Annotated in this window: 24 protein-coding genes; 10 read left to right on the plus strand and 14 right to left on the minus strand. The window is 63.8% G+C overall.

The genetic code is table 11. From position 1 onward, the window contains the following. Positions 1–50 precede the first annotated feature (50 nt). Positions 51–527 (plus strand): Lrp/AsnC family transcriptional regulator, encoded by a 477-nt coding sequence (locus tag QA649_RS15155; protein ID WP_211405921.1) that lies wholly within the window; start codon positions 51–53, stop codon positions 525–527. 12 nt (positions 528–539) lie between these two features. Here QA649_RS15155 and QA649_RS15160 read toward each other — a convergent pair whose 3' ends face one another. The 6 genes from QA649_RS15160 to QA649_RS15185 all read right to left on the minus strand — a co-directional run bounded on the left by QA649_RS15160 (position 540) and on the right by QA649_RS15185 (position 8,197). Continuing rightward, entirely contained in the window at positions 540–2,201 is a 1,662-nt protein-coding gene (locus QA649_RS15160) for an ABC transporter ATP-binding protein (protein ID WP_283024890.1), read from the minus strand. After that, complete coding sequence (locus QA649_RS15165; RefSeq protein ID WP_283024891.1) at positions 2,198–3,052, minus strand: ABC transporter permease; 855 nt, start codon at positions 3,050–3,052, stop codon at positions 2,198–2,200. Before QA649_RS15165 ends, QA649_RS15160 begins: the two co-directional genes overlap by 4 nt. Beyond that, complete coding sequence (locus QA649_RS15170) at positions 3,049–3,999, minus strand: ABC transporter permease (protein ID WP_283024892.1); 951 nt, start codon at positions 3,997–3,999, stop codon at positions 3,049–3,051. The genes QA649_RS15165 and QA649_RS15170 overlap by 4 nt, the downstream gene beginning before the upstream one ends. 87 nt (positions 4,000–4,086) lie before the next feature. Next, positions 4,087–5,691: an ABC transporter substrate-binding protein gene (locus QA649_RS15175; RefSeq protein ID WP_283024893.1), complete on the minus strand. Its 1,605-nt coding sequence runs from the start codon at positions 5,689–5,691 to the stop codon at positions 4,087–4,089. A 274-nt stretch (positions 5,692–5,965) separates the two neighbouring features. After that, on the minus strand, positions 5,966–7,342 hold the full coding sequence (locus QA649_RS15180) for an aspartate aminotransferase family protein (RefSeq protein ID WP_283024894.1): 1,377 nt from the start codon (positions 7,340–7,342) through the stop codon (positions 5,966–5,968). A gap of 12 nt (positions 7,343–7,354) precedes the next feature. After that, positions 7,355–8,197, minus strand: a complete 843-nt coding sequence (locus QA649_RS15185; protein WP_283024895.1) for a GNAT family N-acetyltransferase — start codon at positions 8,195–8,197, stop codon at positions 7,355–7,357. Between the two features lie 174 nt (positions 8,198–8,371). Here QA649_RS15185 and QA649_RS15190 point away from each other — a divergent pair, with 174 nt between their 5' ends. Both QA649_RS15190 and QA649_RS15195 read left to right on the plus strand, forming a co-directional pair. Continuing rightward, entirely contained in the window at positions 8,372–9,040 is a 669-nt protein-coding gene (locus tag QA649_RS15190; protein WP_283024896.1) for a haloacid dehalogenase type II, read from the plus strand. Between the two features lie 16 nt (positions 9,041–9,056). Next, entirely contained in the window at positions 9,057–10,331 is a 1,275-nt protein-coding gene (locus tag QA649_RS15195) for an FAD-binding oxidoreductase (RefSeq protein ID WP_283024897.1), read from the plus strand. Between the two features lie 33 nt (positions 10,332–10,364). On the opposite strand, the gene QA649_RS15200 is transcribed toward QA649_RS15195, so the two are convergent. Both QA649_RS15200 and QA649_RS15205 read right to left on the minus strand, forming a co-directional pair. Further along, on the minus strand, positions 10,365–11,822 hold the full coding sequence (locus QA649_RS15200) for an NAD-dependent succinate-semialdehyde dehydrogenase (protein ID WP_283024898.1): 1,458 nt from the start codon (positions 11,820–11,822) through the stop codon (positions 10,365–10,367). A gap of 13 nt (positions 11,823–11,835) precedes the next feature. Then, positions 11,836–12,186, minus strand: coding sequence for a cupin domain-containing protein (locus tag QA649_RS15205; RefSeq protein WP_283024899.1), 351 nt, complete (start codon positions 12,184–12,186; stop codon positions 11,836–11,838). Between the two features lie 336 nt (positions 12,187–12,522). Here QA649_RS15205 and QA649_RS15210 point away from each other — a divergent pair, with 336 nt between their 5' ends. From QA649_RS15210 to QA649_RS15225, 4 genes are all read left to right on the plus strand, one after another. Then, positions 12,523–13,425 carry a GNAT family N-acetyltransferase gene (locus QA649_RS15210; RefSeq protein ID WP_283024900.1) on the plus strand — a complete coding sequence of 301 codons (903 nt, stop codon included), beginning with the start codon at positions 12,523–12,525 and terminating at the stop codon, positions 13,423–13,425. Between the two features lie 144 nt (positions 13,426–13,569). Next, the gene (locus QA649_RS15215; protein WP_018642579.1) at positions 13,570–13,758 is read left to right on the plus strand and encodes a hypothetical protein; all 189 of its coding nucleotides are present in this window, start codon (positions 13,570–13,572) and stop codon (positions 13,756–13,758) included. A 61-nt stretch (positions 13,759–13,819) separates the two neighbouring features. Further along, positions 13,820–14,845, plus strand: a complete 1,026-nt coding sequence (locus QA649_RS15220) for an ATP-dependent DNA ligase (protein WP_283026031.1) — start codon at positions 13,820–13,822, stop codon at positions 14,843–14,845. A 116-nt stretch (positions 14,846–14,961) separates the two neighbouring features. Then, positions 14,962–15,285 carry a hypothetical protein gene (locus tag QA649_RS15225; RefSeq protein WP_260389186.1) on the plus strand — a complete coding sequence of 108 codons (324 nt, stop codon included), beginning with the start codon at positions 14,962–14,964 and terminating at the stop codon, positions 15,283–15,285. Positions 15,286–15,370: 85 nt separating this feature from the next. Here the strand turns inward: QA649_RS15225 and QA649_RS15230 are convergent, their stop codons facing one another. The 3 genes from QA649_RS15230 to QA649_RS15240 are packed head-to-tail and all read right to left on the minus strand — an operon-like array spanning position 15,371 to position 16,934. Beyond that, entirely contained in the window at positions 15,371–16,249 is an 879-nt protein-coding gene (locus tag QA649_RS15230) for a hypothetical protein (protein WP_283024901.1), read from the minus strand. A gap of 5 nt (positions 16,250–16,254) precedes the next feature. Beyond that, positions 16,255–16,602 (minus strand): hypothetical protein, encoded by a 348-nt coding sequence (locus QA649_RS15235; RefSeq protein ID WP_283024902.1) that lies wholly within the window; start codon positions 16,600–16,602, stop codon positions 16,255–16,257. Continuing rightward, the gene (locus QA649_RS15240) at positions 16,599–16,934 is read right to left on the minus strand and encodes a cupin domain-containing protein (RefSeq protein ID WP_026311925.1); all 336 of its coding nucleotides are present in this window, start codon (positions 16,932–16,934) and stop codon (positions 16,599–16,601) included. The genes QA649_RS15235 and QA649_RS15240 overlap by 4 nt, the downstream gene beginning before the upstream one ends. A 219-nt stretch (positions 16,935–17,153) precedes the next feature. On the opposite strand from QA649_RS15240, the gene QA649_RS15245 reads away from it, so the two are divergent. Continuing rightward, positions 17,154–17,762 carry a cysteine hydrolase gene (locus tag QA649_RS15245; RefSeq protein ID WP_283026032.1) on the plus strand — a complete coding sequence of 203 codons (609 nt, stop codon included), beginning with the start codon at positions 17,154–17,156 and terminating at the stop codon, positions 17,760–17,762. Between the two features lie 21 nt (positions 17,763–17,783). Here the strand turns inward: QA649_RS15245 and QA649_RS15250 are convergent, their stop codons facing one another. Next, on the minus strand, positions 17,784–18,506 hold the full coding sequence (locus QA649_RS15250) for a DUF72 domain-containing protein (protein ID WP_283024903.1): 723 nt from the start codon (positions 18,504–18,506) through the stop codon (positions 17,784–17,786). A 147-nt stretch (positions 18,507–18,653) separates the two neighbouring features. On the opposite strand from QA649_RS15250, the gene QA649_RS15255 reads away from it, so the two are divergent. Beyond that, on the plus strand, positions 18,654–19,730 hold the full coding sequence (locus QA649_RS15255; RefSeq protein ID WP_283024904.1) for a flavodoxin family protein: 1,077 nt from the start codon (positions 18,654–18,656) through the stop codon (positions 19,728–19,730). 17 nt (positions 19,731–19,747) lie between these two features. On the opposite strand, the gene QA649_RS15260 is transcribed toward QA649_RS15255, so the two are convergent. Continuing rightward, positions 19,748–20,782 (minus strand): biotin-dependent carboxyltransferase family protein, encoded by a 1,035-nt coding sequence (locus QA649_RS15260; protein WP_283024905.1) that lies wholly within the window; start codon positions 20,780–20,782, stop codon positions 19,748–19,750. An 8-nt stretch (positions 20,783–20,790) separates the two neighbouring features. After that, positions 20,791–21,546, minus strand: a complete 756-nt coding sequence (pxpB, locus tag QA649_RS15265; protein WP_283024906.1) for a 5-oxoprolinase subunit PxpB — start codon at positions 21,544–21,546, stop codon at positions 20,791–20,793. A gap of 140 nt (positions 21,547–21,686) precedes the next feature. On the opposite strand from pxpB, the gene QA649_RS15270 reads away from it, so the two are divergent. Next, positions 21,687–22,463 carry a 5-oxoprolinase subunit PxpA gene (locus tag QA649_RS15270; RefSeq protein WP_283024907.1) on the plus strand — a complete coding sequence of 259 codons (777 nt, stop codon included), beginning with the start codon at positions 21,687–21,689 and terminating at the stop codon, positions 22,461–22,463. The last annotated feature ends 32 nt before the right edge of the window (positions 22,464–22,495 follow it).

The raw sequence follows: 22,495 nt of genomic DNA on the forward strand, positions 1-22,495 counted from the left end.
ACCAAATTTTCTGTTGTGCCTTCTGGCGCCTGCTCGATGGAGAGAGACCAATGAAGCTGGATCGGATCGACATCAAGATCCTCCACGAACTCCAGAAGAACGGTCGCATCACCAATGTCGAGCTTGCCGAGCTGGTGAATCTGTCGCCCAGCCCGTGTCTCATGCGCGTGAAGAGATTGCAGGCCGAGGGCTACATCGAGGGGTATTCCGCCCAGATCAATGTGCGCAAGCTGGGACAGACGCTGACAGTGTTCACCGAAGTGACGTTGAAGAACCATCGACAGATCGACTTCGCTCGTTTCCTGTCAGCGGTCGACAAGGTCGACCAGTTGATCGAATGTCATCTGGTTTCTGGAGGGTACGACTACATGCTGAAGTTCGTCACCGCCAGCATCGGCGAATACCAGACGATCATGGAACGGTTGACGGACATGGATATCGGTATCGACAAGTATTTCAGCTTCGTCGTCCTCAAATCGCCCATCGTCCGGTCGCAGATGCCGCTGACCAGCCTGTTCCCGGCTTGATGCCGGCTGCGCCTACGGATGGCCATAGGCCCGTACCTGTTCGGCATCCCGTTCCAGATTGTCGAGCCAGCGGGTATCGAGCTTGGGCACCGAAGAGAACAGCAGCCGCGTATAAGGGTGCTCCGGTGCTGCCAGACGGGTCGAGGCGATCTGTTCGACCTTCTGACCGCGATACATCACGATGATTTCGTCGCAGATCGCCTCGACCACCGACAGGTCATGGCTGATGAAGATGTAGGAGATGCCGAGCTCGCGCTGCAACTCCTTCAGCAGCTCGACCACCGCGGCCGCCACGACCGTGTCGAGGGCCGACGTGATCTCGTCGCACAGGATGAGCGTCGGCTCGGCAGCGAGTGCCCGGGCAAAGTTCACGCGCTGTTTTTGACCGCCTGACAGCTCTCCCGGCAGTCGATGCCGCACGGATTTGGGCAGCCGAACCAGATCGAGCAGCTCGTTGACGCGCGCATCGCGCGCCTTGCCTCTCATGCCGTGGTAGAAGGCGAGGGGACGCCTCAGGATGTCTTCCACCGACTTTGCCGGGTTGAGCGCGGTGTCCGCGTGCTGGAACACGATCTGGATCTCGCGGAGCTCGTTGCGGGTGCGGTTGCGGCCGGCCTTTCCCAATTCGCGCCCGTTGAAGATGATGTCGCCCGCATGGGCCGGCAGGATGCCGGCAATCGCGCGGGCAAGCGTCGACTTGCCGCAGCCGGATTCGCCGATGATGCCGAGATTCCGGCCCTGATCCAGCTTGAGGCTGACCGCCTGCACGGCCTTGATCAGCGGCTGTCCATCGCGCGAGCGAGGTCCGTAGCCGACCGTGAGATTGTCGACCTCCAGCAACGGGCGCTTCGTCGCGCTCTCGTCGTCAGGCTGCCGCTGCTGGGCCTTTGGCCTGAACGCGGCCAGCAGCTCCCTGGTGTAGGGGTGCTGGCCCCCCTCGAGGATATCGTTGGTCGCTCCCATTTCCTGGACCGTACCGTCCTTGAGCACGACGATCCTGTCGGCGATCTGGGCAACGACCGCAAGATCGTGCGAGACGTAGACGCCGGCGATGTTGTGCTGCGCCGTGACGGACTTGAACGCCCGCAGCACCTCGACCTGCGTCGTGACATCGAGCGCCGTGGTGGGCTCATCGAAGATGACCACCTTCGGCTGACCGATCAGGGCCGTCGCGGCGGCGAGGCGCTGCAGCTGACCGCCGGAGACCTGGTGCGGGTAGCGGTTGCCGATCGTTTCGGGCTGCGGCAGCGACAGGGCCTTGAAGAGCAAGAGGGCTTTCGCCTGCGCCTCAGTGGCCGACATGAGTCTGTGGATCCGCGCCACCTCGATGACCTGGTCCATGATGGTGAGTGCAGGGTTGAACGCGGCCGCGGCGCTCTGCGGTACATAGGCGACGCCCGTTCCGCGAATGCTGGCGCGTTCCGCTTCCGAAAGCTTCACCATGTCGACGCCGCCCACCCGCACCTCGCCATCGGTGATCGCGCAGCCCTGCCGGGCGTAGCCCATCAGCGTCATGGCAATCGTGGTCTTGCCCGAGCCGCTCTCGCCGATGAGGGCGACGATCTCGCCTTCGGCAATGTCGAGGCTGACGCCCTTGATGATCTCGACCCGCCTGCCGGCGTCGGTCGTTGCTTCAACCCTGAGATTGCGGATCTCGACGAGGTTTCCCGTCATTCGGCGCTCCGGTCGCGGATCCTGCGCGGCAGGTTATCGATCAGAAGGTTGACGCTGATGGTGAGACTTGCGATCGCGAGCGACGGGAAGATCACCGCCGGCGCGCCGAAGGGCAGCCCGCCGATGTTCTCTCGAACCAGCGCGCCCCAGTCCGCGTAGGGCGGTTGCACGCCGAGCCCGAGAAAGGACAGGCCGGAGAGCAGCAGCACGATGAAGACGAAGCGCAGGCCGAGATCGGCGAGCACGGGGCCGAGAATGTTTGGAAGAATCTCGGAGGCGATGAGATAGGGCAGGCGTTCGCCTCTGATACGGGCGACCACCATGAAGTCCATCGTATTGACGTTGACGGCGAGGGCACGAGCGAAGCGATAGGCGCCGGGCGTGTAGATCACCGAGAGCGTCGCAATGAGTGCCGGGATCGACGAGCCGACCGCGGCGACCACGACGAGGCCGAACAGCTTGCTGGGAATAGAGTTGAGCGCATCGAGAAACCGGCTCAGCATGCTGTCGCACCAACCTCCGGCGACTGCTGCAGTCATGCCGAGCGCGACGCCGCTGAAGCAGGCAATGGAGACGGCCGCAAGCGAGATGCCGAGCGTATAGCGCGCGCCCATCAGGATGCGCGAGAAGATATCCCGGCCGAGATAATCGGAGCCGAACCACAGGTCCCGGCTCATGGGGCCAAAATAGTCGGCGTCGACGATCTCGCCCACGGAATGCGGGATGATCTGCGGAGCGAACAGGGCGACGCCGGCCCAGAGGAGGATGATGCCAAGGGCCGACACGCCCACGAGATTGAAGCGATAGCCCAAGCGCATGCTGAGCCGGCCTGACGAGGTCGGATTCGTCATCGGAGCCTCGGATTGGACACGACGGCAATGATGTCGGCGGCTGTGATCAGTGCCAGATAACCCAGGCAGAAGATCATCGCGCAGGTCTGGATCAGCGGCAGGTCACGGGTCGAAACGGCATCGACCATCAGCTTAGCCACGCCGGGATAGTTGAAGATGGTCTCCACGATGATGACGCCGCCGAGCAGGTACGACAGCGAGAGCGCGACCGCATTGACGATGGGGCCGAGCGCATTGGGCAGGGCATGTCGCAGCACGAGCCGGGGACGCGAGGCGCCCTTGAGCAGCGCCATCTCGACATAGGGTGTGTTCAATGTTTCGACCACGGCGGCGCGTGTCATGCGGATCATTTGGGCCGAAACGCCGAACGTGAGTGTCATGACCGGCATCGCGTAGATCCGCACCAGGTCGTGGAACGACTTGACCTCGTTGGTGAGAGAAAGCGCCGGCAGCCATTTGAGGTAGACCGCGAAGAGCAGCACAGCCAGCGTTGCGATCATGAACTCCGGCACCGAGATGATGCCGATGGTTCCGACGGTCACGATGCGGTCGTACAGCGTGCCGCGCCACATCGCAGCGGTGATGCCGAGCGTCAGCGCGAGCGGCACGGCAATCGCAGCGGTCAATCCCGCAAGCTTCAACGTGTTGACGAACCGTCCGCTGATCAGAGTGGCGACCGGGACGTTGTTTGCGTAAGACTTGCCGAAATCGCCCTGGAACAGGCCGGCGACCCATCTCAGGAAGCGGATGATGGCGGGATCGTCGAGATGCATGGCCTTACGCAGGCCCTCGACAGCTTCAGGCGTCGCGGACTGCCCGAGCAGGATGGTGGCAGTGTCGCCGGGCAGGAGCGCCGTCGCAAAGAAGACGGCGAAGGAAACGATCACGAGCGTGATCAAGGCGATGAGTAGCCGCCTCACCACAAGCGACGAAACTTGTCCTCTCACATTCGTCCTCCACGCCCCGCCCCGTCATTTCATTCAGCTCGGGCTCCGATCTCGGGATCCCGAGCCGGGACCTCGCCTTTGCGCCGGTCAGGCGGTAAGCCAGACATATTCGGCGAAGGCGTAGCCCATCATGCCGCCCAGCGGGTTGGGCTGCAGTCCCTTCAGCTTGGCGGTGATGGCGTCCACGTTGGAGATATAGGCCGGGATGATGGTGCCGGCGTGCTCCGACACCAGGACCTGCATTTCATTGTACATCTCGCGCCGCCTGGCTTGATCGAGCGAGCCACGGGCCTCGACCAGCATCCTGTCGAATTTCTCCGAGACGAAGCGGCTCTCGTTCCACGCCGCATCCGACTTGTAGAGCAGGGAGAACAGGATGTCGGGTGTCGGACGCGGGTTGATATTGCCGAAATGGATCGGCGCCTTCAGCCAGTAATTGCTCCAGTAACCATCGGAGGGCACGCGCTTCACATCGAGCTTCATGCCGATCTGGGCGGCGCTTGCCTGGACGATCATGGCCATGTCGATCGACGAACCGGCCGCCTCGGAAGCGATGACCTCGATGGTCTGACCCAGCACGCCGGCCTTCTGGAAATGGAATTTTGCCTTGTCCGGATCGAACGATTTCGGCTTGAGGGCCGCATTGTGGTAGGCGTTGGCGGGCGAGACGGGTTGGTCGTTGCCGACGACGCCGAAGCCGCGCAGAGCCGATTTGACGATCTGCTCGCGGTTGACAAGGTATTTCATGCCCTCCACGAAATCGCTGACGTTGCCGGGCGCCATGTCCATGCGGATGTTCAGGTCGGTGTAGGTGCCCGACGTGGTCGTCGACAGCGCAAGGCCATCCTTGCCGTCGAGGAGGCGCACCGATCGTGGGTTGATCGAGGCGGCGAGATGAATGTCCCCGGACAACAGGGCATTGATCCGGGCGTTTTCGTCGGGAATCGCGAAGAACTCGAATGAATCGACATTCGGCCCTCCCTTGAAGTAGTTCGGATTCCGCACGCCGATCGAGCGCTCGCCGGGGGTGAACTGCTTGCACGTGAACGCGCCGGTGCCGTTGCCCGAGGAGAAGTCGGTGGTGCCGTCGGCCACGATCATGAAGTGATGCATGGACAGGATCGTCGGCAGGTCTGCGTTGGGATTCGCCAGCGTCACCTCGAGGGTGCTTTTGTCGACGGCCTTGAAGCCGGTCATCTGAGACGCGATCGCGGCGACCTTCGATCCGGTCGCCTTGTCCAGATGGCGCTTCAGCGAGAAGATGACGTCGTCGGCGCTCAGCTCCTTGCCGTTGTGGAAGGTGACGCCCTTCTTGAGCTTGATCGTCCAGGTCTTGGCATCGCCGCTCTCGATCGATTCGGCGAGCTCCATCTGGGGCACGCCGGTCTGGTCGAGAAATGTCAGGCGATTGTAGAAGGAGCAGCAGCGAACATAGTCGGTCGAGAGCGAGGCCTTGGCCGGGTCCAGCGTGTCGGCGGTCGACGAGGACCATGCCGCGGCTTTCAGGGCGCCGCCTTTCACGGATGTCGCCGCCACCGCGTCCGACGCGCGGCCGAAGATCGTGCCGGCTGCCGCCATAGCCACGCCATTGGCGAGCATCAGCTTCAGAAGATCGCGGCGCGAAGCCCCGCGCCGAATGGCGTTCTCGATCGTGGCATCGTCTGAACAGGACCAGTTCGTCGTGTCGCTCATGTCAATCCCCTCGCTGGCTAAGGCTACGACCCGTATTGCGGTGAGCGGCAGATTGTTCTGCCGCGCCGTTGTGGTGGATGCCGACGTGGTCCGTCGTAACGACGGTGCCGTGTCTCCACTCAGAACTGCACTTCCTTCCTGCGATCAAAGTCTCGCAGGATAGTTCCGCGGCTTTGGCCGAAAAAACCGCGAGCGGCGGCACAAAATTGCGAAGATGTCTCTGTTTCCAGTGTTTCGGACCTGCCTCCAGCCGGCTCGTTGTGCATGCCTATTATTATCGCAGTGCGGCGCGAACTTCGGCATCAGCCAACGTATCGTCCAGTGTCCGGGCGGTGCGCTCGATGATGGCGTCGATCTCCGCCTCGGAGCAGCAGAGCGGCGGCGCGTAACCCAGTACGCCGGTGGGGAAGGCCCGGATGACGAGGCCGTTCTTCCAGGCCCGGTCGAAGATGCGCTTTGCTGGCTCGGCCGCTGCAGGAAGCGGCGTCTTGCGTTGCTTGTCGGTGACGAGTTCGACGGCGGCCAGCATGCCGCGGCCGCGCACGTCTCCAACCAGGGGATGATCCCTGAGCGATTGAAGCCCAGCGATCAGACGGGCACCCGCTCTCGCGCCATTCTCGAGCAGGCCGTTTTCGTAGAGGCGCAACACTTCCAGGGCGACCGCGGCGCTGACCGGATGGGCGGAGTAGGTGTAGCCGTGGCCGACGGCGGTCGCGCCCGCCGCATCGGCGATCGTGTCGTAGACGTGATCCGACATGAAGACCGCACCCATCGGGACGTATCCCGAGGTCAATCCCTTGGCGACCGTCATGAGGTCGGGGATGATGTCGTCCTCGCTGCATGCGAACAGCGGCCCGGTTCTGCCGAACCCGGTGATGACTTCATCTGCGACGAAGAGGATGCCAAGCGCCTTGCACCGTGCGCGCATGGCCTTCATCCAGCCCTTCGGGGGGACGAGCACGCCGCCTGAACCCTGGATCGGTTCGGCATAGAACGCGGCGACGCGTTGCGCGCCGCCGATCTCTTCGATCTTCGCGTCGAGCGCGACGAGCGAGGCTGCGATGATGGCGTCGTCGTCCTCGCCGGCCGGATTGCGATAGACGTAGTGCGAGGGAATCCTGTGCTGCCAGCTGAGTGGCACGCCGAATCCGGCGTGGAAGGCGGGCAGGGCCGTCAGCCCGGCGCCGACCGTCGAAGATCCGTGATAGCCCTGTTCGACCGAGATGAAATGCTCGCGCAGCGGCTCGCGCCGAGCGTGCCAGTAATAGCGGACGAAGCGGACCGTGCTGTCGACGGCATCCGAGCCGCCGAGCGTGAAGTAGACGTGGTTGAGATCGCCGGGCGCGCGCTGCGCCAATTCGGCTGCGAGCCGGATCGCGGGCTCCGAGCCAAGGCTGAAATAGCCCGTCGCGTAGGGAAGCTCCCGCATCTGGCTGGCAGCGGCCGCAACGATGCTCTCATGCCCGTAGCCGGCATTGACGCACCAGAGTCCGGCGAAGCCGTCGATCAACTGATGTCCGGAAGCGTCCGTCACGGTCGCTCCCCTGGCCGACTTCAGCACCTTGACGCCGGCCGCTTCGTGGCCCCGGTACGATGCGACCGGGTGGATGAGGTGAGCCCGGTCGAGCTCGACGAGCGAATTGCTCAGCATCAAAGTCTCCGTCTATCCAAAAGCTTGGCTGGCGAGGGCGAATGTCGTGAATGTGGAAGGACTGGACCCCACCCCGACGGGGCGCTGCATGGCGATGCCGTCGCCCACCTGGACCAGCCCTTGCTCCGAGAGCCAGGCGCTCAATTGCGAGGTTTCGGTAGTATCGACGCGAACGAAGCGTCCCTCGCTTCGGGCCATGAAGAAGCTGAGCAGGGCTCTTCCGTCATCGGCATTCGCTGCAACCACGGGTCCGATCACTTCACCTCTGCCGAAGGCGCGCGACGCCGCAAATCCGGTGATCCCGTGGCCACGATCGAGTACGGCGAGTTGGCCGACCTCCGCGAGCGTCCGCAGCAGACATCTGCGGTCGGCGCCGAACGCGCTTCGGTCGAGCTCGAGGATGCCGAAGATATCGTGCGACTCGGCCGGCCGGACATCGGCGGGCGCAGCGACGGGCAAGGCCAGTCCCTGGTGCTGGATGATCGTTCCGGTGCTGTGAAAGCCGAGATTTTGATACAGCGGCAGGCCCTCGCCGGTCGCAACCAGCCTCAGCGTGCGCGATCCTGCCTGCTCGATGATGGCTTCCATGAGCCGGCGTCCCAATCCGCGGCCACGGGCGGCTTCGTCGACGATGACCATGTTGACGGTTGCGACGTTCCGCTTGTAGGGCGTCATCAGGATCGTTCCGACGACGGTTGAAGCATCCGTATTCAGGGCGACTACCCCCGCGCTGAGATCGAGCGCCAATTGCCAGTCCTCGAGGCGGTGCGGCCATCCGGCTTGGCGCGAAAGACGTAACGCGCCTTCGAGATGGTCGGGCCGAAAGGCCGTGAGCGATATGGTGCTCTGGGTCATTGACTCGTGTTCCTGTCCGGCACCAGTTTCCTATCTTGGTGATGTGCAGATCGTCTGAAGGGCCCGGCGCGAACGATATCTTCCACCGCAGCCGGCGAAAAAGCCGCATCTTATGCCGCGTTGACGTTCTATGGTTGCAGCCTTGATATTGCGCGAGCGCACCAGGATAGGATGATGAGCCAGTTTCGCCCGAAATACGTGACCTTCGACTGCTACGGTACGCTGACGAATTTCCAGATGGCGGAAGCGGCGCAGGATCTCTATCGCGCGCATCTTCCTGAAGCGCAAATGACCGCGCTGGTGCGCGATTTCGCGGCGTATCGACTCGACGAGATTCTCGGCGACTGGAAGCCCTATGCCGACGTGATCCACAATGCGCTGGAGCGTGCGTGCAAGCGCAACGGTGTCGCCTTCAAGTCCGAGCATGGGCAGATGGTCTATGACCGCGTGCCGAGCTGGGGACCGCATCCCGACGTTCCTGCCGGACTTGCCAGGGTCGCCAAGGAGATTCCGCTCGTCATCCTCTCCAACGCCATGAATGCGCAGCTTCCGTCCAACGTTGCCAGGCTCGGGGCGCCTTTTCACGCCGCGCTCACGGCCGAACAGGCCCGGTCCTACAAGCCTCGCATGAAGGGCTTCGAATTCATGCTCGATACGCTGGGCTGCGGGCCTGAGGACGTCGTGCACTGCTCCTCGTCCTTCCGCTACGACCTGATGACCGCGCACGACCTCGGCATCAAAAACAAGGTCTGGGTCAATCGGGGGCACGAGCCCGCCAACCCCTATTACGGCTATGTCGAGATCAAGGATATCGGCGGCCTGCCGGGCGTGTTCGGACTCTGAGCCGGCGGGATCTGCGGTGAAATACGTCTCCTATTGGCACGATACCGCGCCGCGCTTTTCCGGCGGCGCCGAAGGCCCCGTCGAAGGGCATTATGACGTCGCGGTGATCGGCGGTGGCTTCACTGGCCTCGGAGCTGCGCGTCAGCTTGCCAAGGCGGGAACGAAGGTTGTCGTGCTCGAGGCGGACCGGGTGATCGGCGGCGCATCGGGCCGGAACGGCGGTCATCTCAACAATGGGCTCGCCCACAGCTATCTCGCCGCCAAGGCGGAATTAGGCAAGGAGCGAGCCGTCGCGCTCTACCACGCGCTCGATGCCTCGATCGACACGCTCGAGGCGCTGATCGCGGAGGAGGGCATCGCATGCGATTTTCGCCGCGCCGGCAAGCTGAAGCTCGCCTCCAAGCCGAAGCATCTCGACGCCATCGCGCGCAATTTCGAAGCGGTCCATCGCGAGGTCGATCCGGACACCGCATTGCTGTCCGTCGGGGATCTCGGCGCCGAAATCGGCTCGCCCTTCTTTGGCGCGATGCTCTCGAAGAAGAGCGCGATGATGCATATGGGGCGCTATGGCGTCGGGCTGGCGGAGGCCGCCAAGCGCCGCGGCGCGATCGTCTTCGAGCAGGCACCGGTCACCGCACAGGCGCGCGAAGGATCGCGCCATCGCCTGACGACGCCCCGCGGCAGCGTCACCGCCGATCAGGTGCTGCTGGCGACCGGCGCCTACACCACGCCCAATTTCGGTTACTTCCGGCGACGCCTCGTCGCCGTCGGCAGCTTCATCATCGCGACCCGTCCGCTCGATGCGGCTGAAATCGCGGCCACCATGCCCGGCAATCGCACTTGCGTCACGTCGATGAATGTCGGCAACTATTTCCGCCTCGCGCCCGACAACCGTCTGATCTTCGGCGGACGGGCGCGCTTCTCGGCGACATCGGACCAGCGTTCCGATGCCAAGAGCGGGGCCATTCTCGTCGACGGTCTCACGCGAATCTTCCCGCAGCTCGCCGGCATCGAGATCGACTATTGCTGGGGTGGGCTTGTCGACATGACCAGCGACCGCTTCCCGCGCGCAGGCTATCAGGACGGGCTGTGGTATGCGATGGGCTATGCCGGTCACGGCGCGCAGCTGTCGACCCATCTCGGCATGATCATCGCCGATGCGATGCTCGGACGCGAAGATCGAAATCCGATGAAGGGCCTCGACTGGCCCGCGGTGCCCGGTCACTTCGGCAAGCCGTGGTTCCTGCCGCTGGTGGGACTATACTACAAGATGCTCGATCGCGTGCAGTAGGGCGAAAGGGCTACGCCTTTCGCCCGCTGCCGCCTAGCCCAGCCCACCAATGTGGAAGGCCTTGGTCTCGAGATATTCCTCGATCCCGACCTGCGCGCCCTCACGCCCCAGGCCCGATTGCTTGATGCCGCCGAACGGGGCCACCTCGGTCGACACCATGCCGGTGTTGAGGCCGACCATGCCGGCCTCGAGCGCCTCCGCAATGCGCCAGGACCGCTTCAGATCGCGCGTATAGAAATAGGCGGCGAGGCCGAAGGGCGTCGCATTGGCGATGGCGATCGCCTCCTCGTCGGTCTCGAAGCGGAAGAGAGGCGCTACGGGACCAAATGTCTCCTCATGCGCCAGCACCATGTCGGTGGTCGCCCCGGTCAGGACGATCGGCGCGGTGAATTGCGGACCCTTCGGCAAGTCCGCCGGTCGCGCGGCGATACGGGCGCCCTTGGACAGCGCGTCGGCGACATGGCGGTTGATCTTGCTGATCGCCGCTTCGTTGATCATCGGCCCGATCGCCACGCCCGGCTCGAGTCCCGATCCCACCTTCATGGACTTGACGCGGGCGACGAGCTTGTCCGCAAAGGCATCATACACGCCGGCCTGCACGAGGATCCTGTTGGCGCAGACGCAGGTCTGGCCGCCATTGCGAAATTTCGACATGATTGCACCCTCGACCGCGAGGTCGAGGTCGGCATCGTCGAAGACGATGAAGGGCGCATTTCCGCCGAGCTCGAGGCTGACGCGCTTGATGCTGTCAGCGGCACCGCGCATGAGCAGCGAGCCGACGCGGGTCGAGCCGGTGAAAGAGATCTTGCGCACCGTCTCGTTGGCCATGAGCTCGGCGCCGATCTCGGTCGGCAGGCCGGTGACGATGTTGATGACACCGGCGGGAATGCCGGCGCGCTCGGCCAGCACGCCGAGAGCCAGCGCCGAATAGGGCGTGAAGTCCGATGGCTTGATCACGACGGTGCATCCCGCCGCGAGGGCGGGCGCCACCTTGCGGGTGATCATCGCGTTCGGGAAATTCCAGGGCGTGATGATCGCACACACGCCCACCGGCTCCTTGAGCACGACGATGCGCCGGTCCGGTGTGGGCGAGGGGATCGTGGTGCCAGCGATCCGCCGGGCTTCCTCTGCGAACCATTTGACGAAGGAGGCGCCGTAGCGAATCTCGCCCTTAGCCTCCTCCAGGGGCTTGCCCTGTTCCAGCGTCAGGATGCGCGCGAGGTCGTCGAGATGCGCGATCATGAGGCCGTGCCAGGCTTCCAGAAGCGCGGCGCGCTCGGCATTGGTCTTCGCGCGCCATGGCGCGTAAGCCTTCGCGGCCGCTGCAATGGCGGCGCGTGTGTCGTCCCGGCCCATATCCGGCACGGTCCCCAGAACGGTTTGCGTCGCCGGGTCGATCACGTCGATCGTCGCGCGCGAAAGCGCCGCTTGCCATTGGCCGCCGATCAAGCCCTGCTGGCGGAAGAGTTGCTGGTCAATCAGTTTCTGCATCTGTTGCGCCTCGTTATGACACCGTGACGTAGATCTTGCGGACGGTCTCGATGGTCTTCCAAACGCCGGTAAAGCCGGGCTTCATGACGAAGCTGTCGCCTGCCCTAAACGTGATCGGCTCACCGCCATCCGGCGTGATCTCGATCCTGCCGGCGAGGATGTGACAGAATTCGAAGGTCTCGCCCTTGATCGAGCGCGTCTCGCCCGGCGTCGCTTCCCATACGCCGGTATGCACCAGCTCACCCTTGGCCTCGTCCTGCGCCCAGGTCTTGAAGTGCGGCGCGCCGGCAATGAGCCGCTCCGGGATTGGGCCGGATTCCTCCGGGGCGAAATTCGGGTTGGGATCAATCCGTTTCAGCAGCAAGTTGGGTTCCTTTCAGTAACCACAAGTCCGATCCAGCAGCCCGACGAGGTCGAGGCCGCTTCACATCGCTTGATGTTGTCGATGACCGCGCGAGTGGCGCCGTCCGCCGGGGCTTTGGACACGCAGGGCATGGCGAATTCACCCGGTTGCACTATGCTATCGGAGCGGCGTTCGATCCGGTGCCGAATGCAATCGCGATTTGGTGGATTGTTTCGCCAGATGGCTGTTCTGAAACGTAATCTGCGGCGAAGCTCGGTTATGCTGAGCGCCACAGCGGCCCTGGAGCGAACTCGGAACACGCTACCGCGACCAAGGTCCGGCCGATCAGGGGGAGACATGAAGTCCCGCACGACCCGTTCGCTGACGATCGACGCATTCGATGTGCGTGCGGTTGACATCGACACGGTCGAGCTCGACCAACTTTACACCCTCTCGATCGGTGTCGGCTGGCCGCACCGCCCCGAGGACTGGCAGTTTCTGCGCGACACCGGCCACGGCATCGTCGTTCATGATGAAATCGGGCGGGTGCTGGGATCGGCGATGTGGTTTCCCCATGGGGCGGATTTCGCCACTGTCGGCATGGTCATCACCTCGCCCCGTCTTCAGGCACTTGGCACAGCCCAATGGCTCATGAAGCGCATTCTGTCCGCCGCCAAGGGACGCAATCTCCGCCTCAATGCCACGCGAGCAGCGCGCAAGCTCTATCTCTCGCTCGGCTTTCGTCGCGAACGAACGGTGTTCCAGCGGCAAGCCGAGGCGCAGCGGTTCGGTGAGGTGCCTAGCCCTTCCGAAGGGGCCGAGCTGCGGGAGCTGGATCGGAAGGACCTGCCGGCCATCGCTGAGCTGGATGCGCAGGCGTTTGGCGCCTCGCGCCCCGATTTGCTTGCGGCACTGCTCGAACAATCCGCCGCGTTCGGACTCTGTCGGCAAGGTCGTCTCGAAGCTTTCGCATTGTGTCGCCCGTTTGGGCGAGGGCACGTCGTGGGGCCCGTCGTCGCGTCGAGCGACGAGGATGCGATTCTGGTCGTCGCGCCGCATGTCGCAGCTCACGAAGGACAGTTTCTGCGGATCGACACGCATCTGGCCGACGGGGAGTTCTGCTCCTTCCTGGCACGGTGTGGCCTCGTCTTTTTCGACACCGTCACGACGATGTCGCTGGGCGGCGAGTTTCGTGCTCCCAATGATCGCGCCGGACAGACGCCCGTAACCTACGCGCTCGCAAGCCAGGCGCTTGGCTAAGAATTGTCGAAGTCTCGTCCCGGCCGCCGGATATCGGCCGATCGGACATGCAGCTATTTCTGCCCGTTCAAATTGGTCGTGAGGAAACGGAACGCGGGCTGGCGCCTGCAGTTCCTATCCTCAGGCACGAGAGGGAGGATCGACATGGCCGACGAACGCTTTGCTTATCTGCTGGGCCAGGCCGCCATGGACGTATGGGGTGATATGCCGCGCGACGTCCAGGAGGCGCTGTTCGAGACGGCGATGAAGGGGCATGCCTCGGAGCGGGAAGCGCTTGCGCGACTGCTGCACGATCGTCATCCGCGCACGGTACATCCTGCCAAACCCGTTTGAGAGAGGGTGCAAACAGCGTCTCGCTGATCAAGGCGTTTTGCGAGTGCTGACCATGGAGCCGATGGAGGCCGAATCCGTCACCGAGCTTCCGCGCGGGGCGCAATGGCAATACGAGCCGAAATGGGACGGTTTTCGTTGCCTGCTCATTCGCGACGGTCGAGGCGTTCGCATGCAGTCCAAGAGCGGCCGCGACCTCGTACGTTACTTTCCGGAAGTCGCTTCCACCGCGTCGGCCATATCTGCCGGCTCCTACGTGCTCGACGGGGAACTCATCATCCAGCTCGACGAAGGCTACTCGTTCGATGCCCTGCTCCAGCGCATACATCCGGCGGCCAGCCGGGTGAAGCGCCTCGCCCGGGAAACGCCGGCACGCTTCATCGCCTTCGACCTGCTGCGATCGGGTGACGTGGATGTCGGAGCACTTCCGCTTGCGAGACGGCGGCCCGCGCTTGAAAAATTCGCGCGGCGCTACTTCGGGGGCAATGATGTATTCGAGCTTTCGCCGGCGACCCGCAATTTTGCCGAGGCGAAGCGGTGGCTCCAGCATGTCGAGGATGGCCACGATGGTGTCGTGGCAAAGCGGCTGGACCTCGCCTATCTCAGTGGCACGCGGGACGGAATGCAGAAGATCAAGCTGCTGCGATCGGCCGATTGCGTGGTCGGAGGCTTCAGATATGGCGAGAAGAAGCAGGACAGGCGGAAGGTGATCGGTTCGCTGCTGCTTGGGCTGTACGATGACGCCGGCCGCCTGCACCACGTCGGCTTCACTTCGGCGATCAAGGTGTCCGACAGGCCTGGCCTCACCGACAAATTCGAGAAGATCGTCAGCAAGCGCAGCTTTACCGGCAAGGCCCCGGGCGGGCCCAGCCGATGGTCGACCAGGCGATCTGCCGAGTGGAATCCGGTGCGGCCGGTTCACGTCGTCGAAGTCTGCTACGACCACGTGTCAGGCGACCGATTTCGGCACGGCACGAAGCTCCTGCGCTGGCGCCCGGACAAGAAGCCTTCGCAATGCCGGATGGAACAGCTTCACCAGAAATCAGCGAAGCGACTTCAGGCAAGAGGTGCAAAGCCGGATGAGCGATAGCGGCGCGGGTCCGCGCCTGGAACGTGGGGTGCGGGACGACGTTGAGATCGCATCGCATGATGGCGGAACCCGGCTCCGCCAAGCACTAGCCGGTGAAAGCGAGGAAGGAGATTGTCATGTTTCAGAAGTCAATGTTGGTCGGCGCTCTGCTCGCGCTCAGTTCGACCATCGCGCTCGGCGGTCCATGCAATACGGCCAGCCGCGATGCCGGCTCCGGGCCGGTGACAACAGGGAAAGCCGGTGAGACGACGGGAGTTGCTTCATCGAATGCCAAGGAGCATCCGCCGACCTCGGCCATGAACAAGGCGACCGAGGGGACCGCGGCCTCGTCGCAGGATGCCCAGCGTCAGATGCAGAGCCAGCCGACGGCTGCCGAGCAATCGACCAAGTCCACCGCGGCCGATGCCAGCAAGTCAACCGCTGCCGACGAGGGCTGTTGACTGCGGTCGCCTGTCGTTGTGTTCTGACGAACGAGGGCGCCCCGTTACCGGGGCGCCCTTTTTTGCGATCGTCCTTCAATTCGCACTAAGGCATGGACTGCGGCGTCTCAGCCGGGCGGCTCGACCAGCGGTTCGAATGCATCATCCAGGCAGAAAGTGGCCGGCCGTCCCTGTGCCGTCCGCCTGCCGCGGCGCCAGCCCAGGCGGCAACGGCTCCAAACAGCAGCGCAGCAGCTGCCGAAAAAGCCAGGATGATGCTCGCCGCGCGCGCCCTGGAAATGGCTTGCTTGGCATTCGCAATCGTCGCATCGACCCGCTTCTCCGAATCCGGCCCGGTCAGGCCGGTCAGCGCGGTGACCTGCTGGACGAGGTAAGCGCGATCATCGGTCGCAACGCCGCTGTGGCTGGACGACGTCATCAGGATGCGTGCGGCTTCGGCTCGTTCGGCGCTCAGATCGACGTTCGGCGGCCGACGCGGCGCGCGGAACAGGCGATCGAGCTCGAAACTGAGAACCGATGGCTCGGAAGCCGAAGGTGTCTGCATCGTCGAGGACGGCTTGCTGGCCGCCCATGCAACCAAGGCGGTCAGGACGGCGCCGATTACGACGGCAAGCGCCCAGGAGGCAACGCCATGCATCCCGTCGCGGGTTGCGACGTCCTCGTTGACGGATGCATAGGGCGATCGGATGCGCCCGGCAAAATAGCCGCCGCAACCGAAGCTGATGAGGGCCTGAAAGATCAGATAAACGCCCGAGAGCAGCCAAAGCGCAAACGAGGTGTCCCGCCAGGTCGGAGCCGCCGAGGCGACGCCAAGCCCGAGGGCGGCCGCAAACGAGATCAGGATCAGGGAGAGCGCCGATGCCGCCAAAGCGCCGGCAACGACAGGCGTCCATTGCAAACTCCACGGCGGCACTCGGTCCTGCTCGAGCGCCGTCGCTTTTCCGGCAGCAACCAGCGTTTCCATCGTGGTCACCGCAAGCCGAACAGAGACAGGATGAACATGATGATCACGATCAACCCGACAAGATAGATGATCCCATCCATGGGAAATCCTCCGAATTTGTGCGGGACCAATTCCGTGTCGATGAGAGGGTTCCTAATCAGTCCGGGGCGATCCGGGAGGACTGCCCACACGACATCGCGCTCCGGCGGTGCAGTCGCTTCATGAAGCAGTCGGCGGTACGTACCTTTCAGCGGGGAAGGCGGCCGGTTTTGCTGTCTGCCAGCTACATCCAAGGCTATACGATCGACGCAAGGAGCGCCGCGGAATGACAGCTTGATCGGTCCACCTTCGCGCCAATCGGCGCGGCCGTTCAATCGTCGCGCCCGTGCACCTGTGCCGGCGGTGCCGTCGCCTCAATCGCGGTAAAGGTCTTCTGAATCCGGTAGGCGTGCTTTGCCTGCGCAGGAACAAGCCAGGAATCGCCGGATTTTAGATTGATCGTTTGGCCTTCAAGCGTGAGTTCGGCCTGTCCCGCAATGACATAGCCAACGGTCTCGTATTCTCGCTGCGTCGTCGCGCCCTGTTGCGGCGCCTCGTTCTGCCACAAGCGCATTGAAACGTGCTTTCCGGAGACCAGGTACGTTTGTCCCATGTCCCCGACCGGGGAGTGGCTGGCGGAAACTTTCTTGATCGTGGTGTCACCCATGCTGACCTCCGACGTCGTTCTGTCCGGTTAAGAAGCCTGGCTCCCGCTTGTTCCTCGCAGATGCGGCTTGGAACCAGCGTTCTGGTTTCAGGTTTCTTGGGCAGGCCTGCAGTGGCCGGAAACCAGTCTGCGCGCCGCACCGCACCTCCTGGGGCGGGCGCTGCAAGCGGAGCGGTTGGGCTCGTGAGTACGGGTGACGCAGGCGGACGGTGGAAGATAATGAGGGATGGCAAGTCGAAGGTCGCGGAGATTCGCGGCGCCGTTCATCTCTGCATCGACATGCAGAACATCTTTGCGCCCGGCGGTCTCTGGGAGACGCCGTGGATGGAGCGAGTCCTGCCAACGATCGTTACGATCGTGTCGCGCTACGAGGTGAGAACCGTGTTTTCACGTTTCATCACGCCGCACCACCCGGAGGACCGTCCCGGGCAGTGGCGCAGCTATTTCCACCGTTGGGAGCAGGCCACCCGCAACCATCTCCCGGCATCGGCGCTTGACCTCGTGCCGGCCTTGGCGCGCCACGTTCCGCCAGCTCGCGTCATCGACAAGCCGGCCTATTCGGCGTTCAGCAATCCGGCGCTGCCAGCCTCGTTGATCGAAAAAGGAATCGGGACGGTGGTCATCACTGGCGCGGAAACCGACGTTTGCGTCCTGTCGACGGTCTTGAGCGCGGTCGATCTCGGCTTCAGAGTCGTGATCGTGGAGGACGCTCTGTGCAGCTCATCCGACGTCGGCCATGACGCGCTCATGACCATGTATCGTAGCCGCTTCCACGGTCAGGTCGATCTGGTGACCGCTGAGGAGCTCGCGGAATTCTGGTGCGAATAGCAATGCGGTCCGGCGCGCGGCCTATAGCAGCGACCGAAGCTTCAGGGCATCGCTCGGTGCCGCGCTTTTCTGGTCGTTGTCGAAATAGACATAGACGTCGCAGCCCTGGCGCTTCCATGACTTGATGCGCTTGGCCCATTCGGCAAGCACCGGCCGACGGTAGTGGCCGTAATAGCGTCCGCTCGGCCCGTGCCCGCGTACGTAGACGAAATCCGCTGTCCGTCGCCACGGCGCCGGTGCGTCGTGATGGTCCGACAGGCAAAGCGAGATGTTCTCGTCGGCAAGCATTCGCAGGATGCGAGGCTGGTACCAGCTCGGATGCCGAAACTCGAAGCTGTAGCGGCGCTTGCTGGAGAGCAGCTTGAAGAAAGAGGCAAGGCGGTCGGCGTTTGCTTCGAACTGGGGCGGAAGTTGAAACAGGATCGGTCCCGCAGCCGGACCGAGCAAGGAGATACGATCCTCCAGCAGCGCTAGGCTGTTCCTGGAGTTGTCGGACAGGCGTTTCCAGTGCGTGATGAACTTGGAGGCCTTCCACGCGAATACGAAATCTCCGTCGACCTGAGATCGCCAGGTCTTGACGGCTTCTGGCGTTGGCGTGCGATAGAAGACGCCGTTGAGCTCGGTCGTGTGGAATTGACCGGCGTAATAGCTGAGTTGCTGCTTCAGGGGTAAATCGCTTGGAAAGAATGGGCCTCGCCACGAGGCGTAGTGCCAGCCCGAAGTTCCGATATGTACGCGAGCCATCTGTCGCCACGCTCCCTCGTCGGCAAACGTCCCGGCGCTGGATATGTTGCGTCCAAGGGGCGCTTTTCGCTTCGGCCCTCGCGCCTTAGGAACCGCATGCGACGCTCTCTGGTTGATCGGATCGCACCGATATCCAGAGGAGACAGCATGACGGATCCGGACATTCGCAAGGGGATGCCGCCGGTCAAACTGCCGCGCGAGGAGTTTGAACGCCGCTACAGGGACCAGTTCGTTGATCCCTCGTTTGCGCCCCTGCAGCATGAGCTGGATGCTGTGATCGGGGCGGCCTGGGATGCCTACAGTCATTCGCGCAAAGCCCCGATGACCCGAAAGGCAGGACCGGGCTTCTCCGATCCGGATTACGATCTCGCGGTCGACTGGCTGAATGCCCGGTCCGCGGTCCTCGAGGCGCAGCGGCGGCATGATGACGCCCTTGCGCCTCTCCGCGTCCTCATCATCAACGGGTCAGCCCGAAGCGAGCACACCTGTCCCGGCGAGATGTCCAAAACCTGGCGCATGGTCAAGATGGCTGAGCCCGTCTTCATCGAGATGGGCTTTACCGTGGATATCCTCGATCTCTCCCGCCTGACCTCGGAATTCGGCAAGAACATCCATCCCTGCAAAGCCTGCGTGTCCACCGCCATGCCGCTCTGCCACTGGCCTTGCAGCTGCTATCCGAACTACGCGCTGGGCCAGACCAGTGACTGGATGAACGAGATCTATCCGCTCTGGGTCGCTGCCCACGGCATCCTGATCGTGACGCCCGTGAACTGGTACCATGTCCCGGCCGGACTCAAGGCGATGATGGACCGGCTCGTGTGCGCCGATGGCGGAAATCCCGATCCGACGTCGACGCACGGCAAGAAGGCGGATGAGGCCAAGGCGATCGAGCTGAAAGGCTGGCCCTATCCGCGTCATCTCGCCGGCCGCCATTTTGGCCTCGTGGTCCACGGCGACAGTGTCGGCACCGAGGGGGTGCGCAGAACCCTGTCTGACTGGCTGACCGACATGCACCTGATCTCGGCGGGTCGCTTCGGCGAGCTCGACGGCTACGTCGGTTACATGGAGACATATGCCACGTCGCATCGGGAGCTGGACGAAGACCGCGAATTTCAGCACGAGGTTCTGAACGTGGCACGCGCGCTGGGAAATGCGATCCGGCTTGCGAGGGGCGGCCGGTTGGATGAACCGGGTGCAGGATTGGAAGAGCCCAACCCGAAGTGACGCGTGGGCGTTCGGCGCTAACTCTGTTCATCGAGCGCGGAAATCACGCCGTCGATGAGATTGCACGCCAGCAAATGGTCGCTCGTGGGCGCGGCGGTCCGCTGGATCTCGATCAAGGATGCATCGATGCGCCTGATCCGTTCGCGCATGTCGCGGGCGAGCTGGATGGCGACGTCCTCCTCGATCGCCTGAAAACGGACGCGTTCGCCGGGGCGGAGCTGAGCAAGCCGCGGCAGGTCCGCCGAGATCACGGTTGCGATCTTTGGATATCCCCCGGTGGTCTGGCGATCGGCGAGCAGGATGATCGGCTGACCATTTCCGGGAATCTGGATGCTGCCGAACACCGTTCCGTCGGAGACGATACCCACTGCGCCCGCATGCTGAACCCGCGGTCCTTCGAGCCGGCATCCCATGCGATCGGACAGCGGCGTGACGGTGTAGTCGGAGGCGAAGAACGTCGCGATGCCCTCGGCGCTGAAAGCATCGTCCTGCGGGCCGAGGAGGACGCGAATAGCGCCTTGCGCGCGGTGGCGATGCGCCGGGGACACCATCAGATGTGGCCGGGCCGGCACTCCGGGAGCTGCCAGCGGCAATCGATCGCCCGCACGCAGCGGACCACCGTCGAGCCCGCCGAGCTGGCTGCGCGAATGCGTCGAGACGCTGCCGAGCATCGGCGCGACCTGAAATCCGCCGGAGACGGCGAGTACCGCGCGTGCGCCATCCCGTGCAGTCCCGATCGAGAGGCGGTGGCCTGCCTTCAGATCGTGTGTTTCGTGCGAAGAAACCGGCCGGCCGTCGATCGCGATAGCGAAGTCCGCGCCTGCAAGCGCGAAGCGGATATCGGCGCCGCCGCAGCTGAGCGTGGGCCCCGCGAGGGTGATTTCGAGAGCGGCCGTCTCAAGCTTGTTGCCGACCAGCGCATTGGCGGTGGCGAGCGCCATCGGATCCATCACGCCCGACGCAGAGATGCCAAAGCGCTGGAAGCCGCGGCGGCCAAGATCCTGGAGGGTCGTTGCGAGACCGGGCTCGACGATTTCGAGATCAACAGACATTGCGCCGCTCAGACCTGCAACTCTTCTCTCTCGGCGATGATCGCGCCCGCTTCGGCCGCGCGCTCCAGCGCGGCAAATTCGGTGGCAGCGATGGGGTGAAACCGCAGCAGGTCGCCGGCGCGGAACAGGAAGGGTTCGTGCGTGCGTCGCGGGTCATAGGAGCGTACCGGCGTGCGTCCGAGCATGTGCCAGCCGCTGGGCGCGGCGAGCGGCGGCGCAACTGCGGCCTGTTGGCCTCCGACGGAAACGCTGCACGGCGGCGTCACGAGCCGAGGTTCCGGGCGCCGGTCGACGTGAAGTGCGGGATCGAGCCCGCCGAGATAGGCAAATCCCGGCATGAAGCCGATCATGTAGACACGGTATTCTGATGCGCTGTGCCGCGCCACGATCTCGTCCGTGGTCGTGTCGAGCCGCCGCGCGAGCCAGTCGAGGTCCATCCCGTTGTCGCCGCCATAAGCGACGGGAACGGTCCAGCGGCGGCGGACCTGTCCTTTCGGGGCGACCGGCGGCCACAGCGCCATGATCTCTGCTTCGATGTCGCGCCGTGACAGCATGACCGGATCGAAGCAGACCAGCAGCGTGCGGTAGGTCGGCACGATCTCGACGATGCCGGGCAGCGCACGCTCGGTCAGCGCGCGGTCGAGATCGACGACCCGCGCATTGACATCGGCGTCGATGCCGTCGCCGACTTCGACTGTCAATGCGGTATCACCCGATCGGCGGAAGCGCGGCACCGCGTAGAGTGCATCATTGACCGTGCTCATTGAGGCCTTGGTGAGGTCGTTGGACGTAGGCATGTTCCTCGAAAAACGTCACCGCCCCATGCAAGGGGCGGGCCGAATTTATCGTGACGCACACCGCGTATCATGGGTATATCCAATCTGCACGCCAAATGAGGACGACGATGACTCTGATCGATATGAACTGCGACATGGGCGAAGGTTTCGGCGTCTATACCCTCGGCGATGACGCCGAGATGCTGCGGACCGTCACTTCCGCCAACATCGCCTGCGGCTTTCATGCCGGCGATCCGCTCGTCATGCATCGCACCCTGAGCGAGGCGAAGGCCAACGGCGTGCAGGCCGGTGCGCATCCCGGCTTCCTCGATCTCTGGGGGTTTGGCCGCAGGCCCATCCAGGGCGAACGCCCCGCCGACATCGAGAAGATCGTGCTCTACCAGGTGGGCGCGCTGATGGCGCTGGCGTCCGACGCCGGTCACCCCGTCCGCCACGTCAAGACCCACGGCGCGCTCGGCAACATCGCCGCGGAGGATCGCGACCTCGCCGAAGCCGTGGCGCGTGCGATCCGCACCATCGACCGCAACCTGATCTTCGTGGTGATGCCCGGCCAGGAGACGGAACGGGCCGGCGAGAAATTCGGCCTGCCGCTGGCGCGCGAGATCTATGCCGATCGCGCCTATGCCGACAATGGCAATCTGGTGTCGCGCCGCCTCGCCGGATCCGTCATTCACGATGCCGAGGTCGCGTCCGAACGGGTCATTCGCATGATCGAGGATCGCGCGATCACGTGCCTGTCGGGAGCGCAGCTGCCGACCCGCATCGACAGCGTCTGTGTCCACGGTGATACGCCTGGCGCGGTCGCGATGGCGCAGCGCCTGAAGGCGCGCCTTGCCGCAGCGGGCGTCACGCTGGCACCGATGGCTGAGGTTATCGGCGCTTGAGGCGCCCTTCGTCTGGCCTCCGCCCGGGGGAC

The sequence above is a fragment of the Bradyrhizobium sp. CB1717 genome, assembly GCF_029714325.1.
In the GTDB taxonomy this organism is placed as follows: Bacteria; Pseudomonadota; Alphaproteobacteria; order Rhizobiales; family Xanthobacteraceae; genus Bradyrhizobium.

Bases quoted from the DNA above. Each gene is read 5' to 3' on its own strand.
- QA649_RS15155 (WP_211405921.1), top strand. From the start codon at position 51: ATGAAGCTGGATCGGATCGACATCAAGATCCTCCACGAACTCCAGAAG.
- QA649_RS15160 (WP_283024890.1), bottom strand. From the start codon at position 2,201: ATGACGGGAAACCTCGTCGAGATCCGCAATCTCAGGGTTGAAGCAACG.
- QA649_RS15165 (WP_283024891.1), bottom strand. From the start codon at position 3,052: ATGACGAATCCGACCTCGTCAGGCCGGCTCAGCATGCGCTTGGGCTAT.
- QA649_RS15175 (WP_283024893.1), bottom strand. From the start codon at position 5,691: ATGAGCGACACGACGAACTGGTCCTGTTCAGACGATGCCACGATCGAG.
- QA649_RS15180 (WP_283024894.1), bottom strand. From the start codon at position 7,342: ATGCTGAGCAATTCGCTCGTCGAGCTCGACCGGGCTCACCTCATCCAC.
- QA649_RS15185 (WP_283024895.1), bottom strand. From the start codon at position 8,197: ATGACCCAGAGCACCATATCGCTCACGGCCTTTCGGCCCGACCATCTC.
- QA649_RS15190 (WP_283024896.1), top strand. From the start codon at position 8,372: ATGAGCCAGTTTCGCCCGAAATACGTGACCTTCGACTGCTACGGTACG.
- QA649_RS15200 (WP_283024898.1), bottom strand. From the start codon at position 11,822: ATGCAGAAACTGATTGACCAGCAACTCTTCCGCCAGCAGGGCTTGATC.
- QA649_RS15210 (WP_283024900.1), top strand. From the start codon at position 12,523: ATGAAGTCCCGCACGACCCGTTCGCTGACGATCGACGCATTCGATGTG.
- QA649_RS15215 (WP_018642579.1), top strand. From the start codon at position 13,570: ATGGCCGACGAACGCTTTGCTTATCTGCTGGGCCAGGCCGCCATGGAC.
- QA649_RS15220 (WP_283026031.1), top strand. From the start codon at position 13,820: ATGGAGGCCGAATCCGTCACCGAGCTTCCGCGCGGGGCGCAATGGCAA.
- QA649_RS15225 (WP_260389186.1), top strand. From the start codon at position 14,962: ATGTTTCAGAAGTCAATGTTGGTCGGCGCTCTGCTCGCGCTCAGTTCG.
- QA649_RS15230 (WP_283024901.1), bottom strand. From the start codon at position 16,249: ATGGAAACGCTGGTTGCTGCCGGAAAAGCGACGGCGCTCGAGCAGGAC.
- QA649_RS15240 (WP_026311925.1), bottom strand. From the start codon at position 16,934: ATGGGTGACACCACGATCAAGAAAGTTTCCGCCAGCCACTCCCCGGTC.
- QA649_RS15245 (WP_283026032.1), top strand. From the start codon at position 17,154: ATGAGGGATGGCAAGTCGAAGGTCGCGGAGATTCGCGGCGCCGTTCAT.
- QA649_RS15250 (WP_283024903.1), bottom strand. From the start codon at position 18,506: ATGGCTCGCGTACATATCGGAACTTCGGGCTGGCACTACGCCTCGTGG.
- QA649_RS15255 (WP_283024904.1), top strand. From the start codon at position 18,654: ATGACGGATCCGGACATTCGCAAGGGGATGCCGCCGGTCAAACTGCCG.
- QA649_RS15260 (WP_283024905.1), bottom strand. From the start codon at position 20,782: ATGTCTGTTGATCTCGAAATCGTCGAGCCCGGTCTCGCAACGACCCTC.
- pxpB (WP_283024906.1), bottom strand. From the start codon at position 21,546: ATGAGCACGGTCAATGATGCACTCTACGCGGTGCCGCGCTTCCGCCGA.
- QA649_RS15270 (WP_283024907.1), top strand. From the start codon at position 21,687: ATGACTCTGATCGATATGAACTGCGACATGGGCGAAGGTTTCGGCGTC.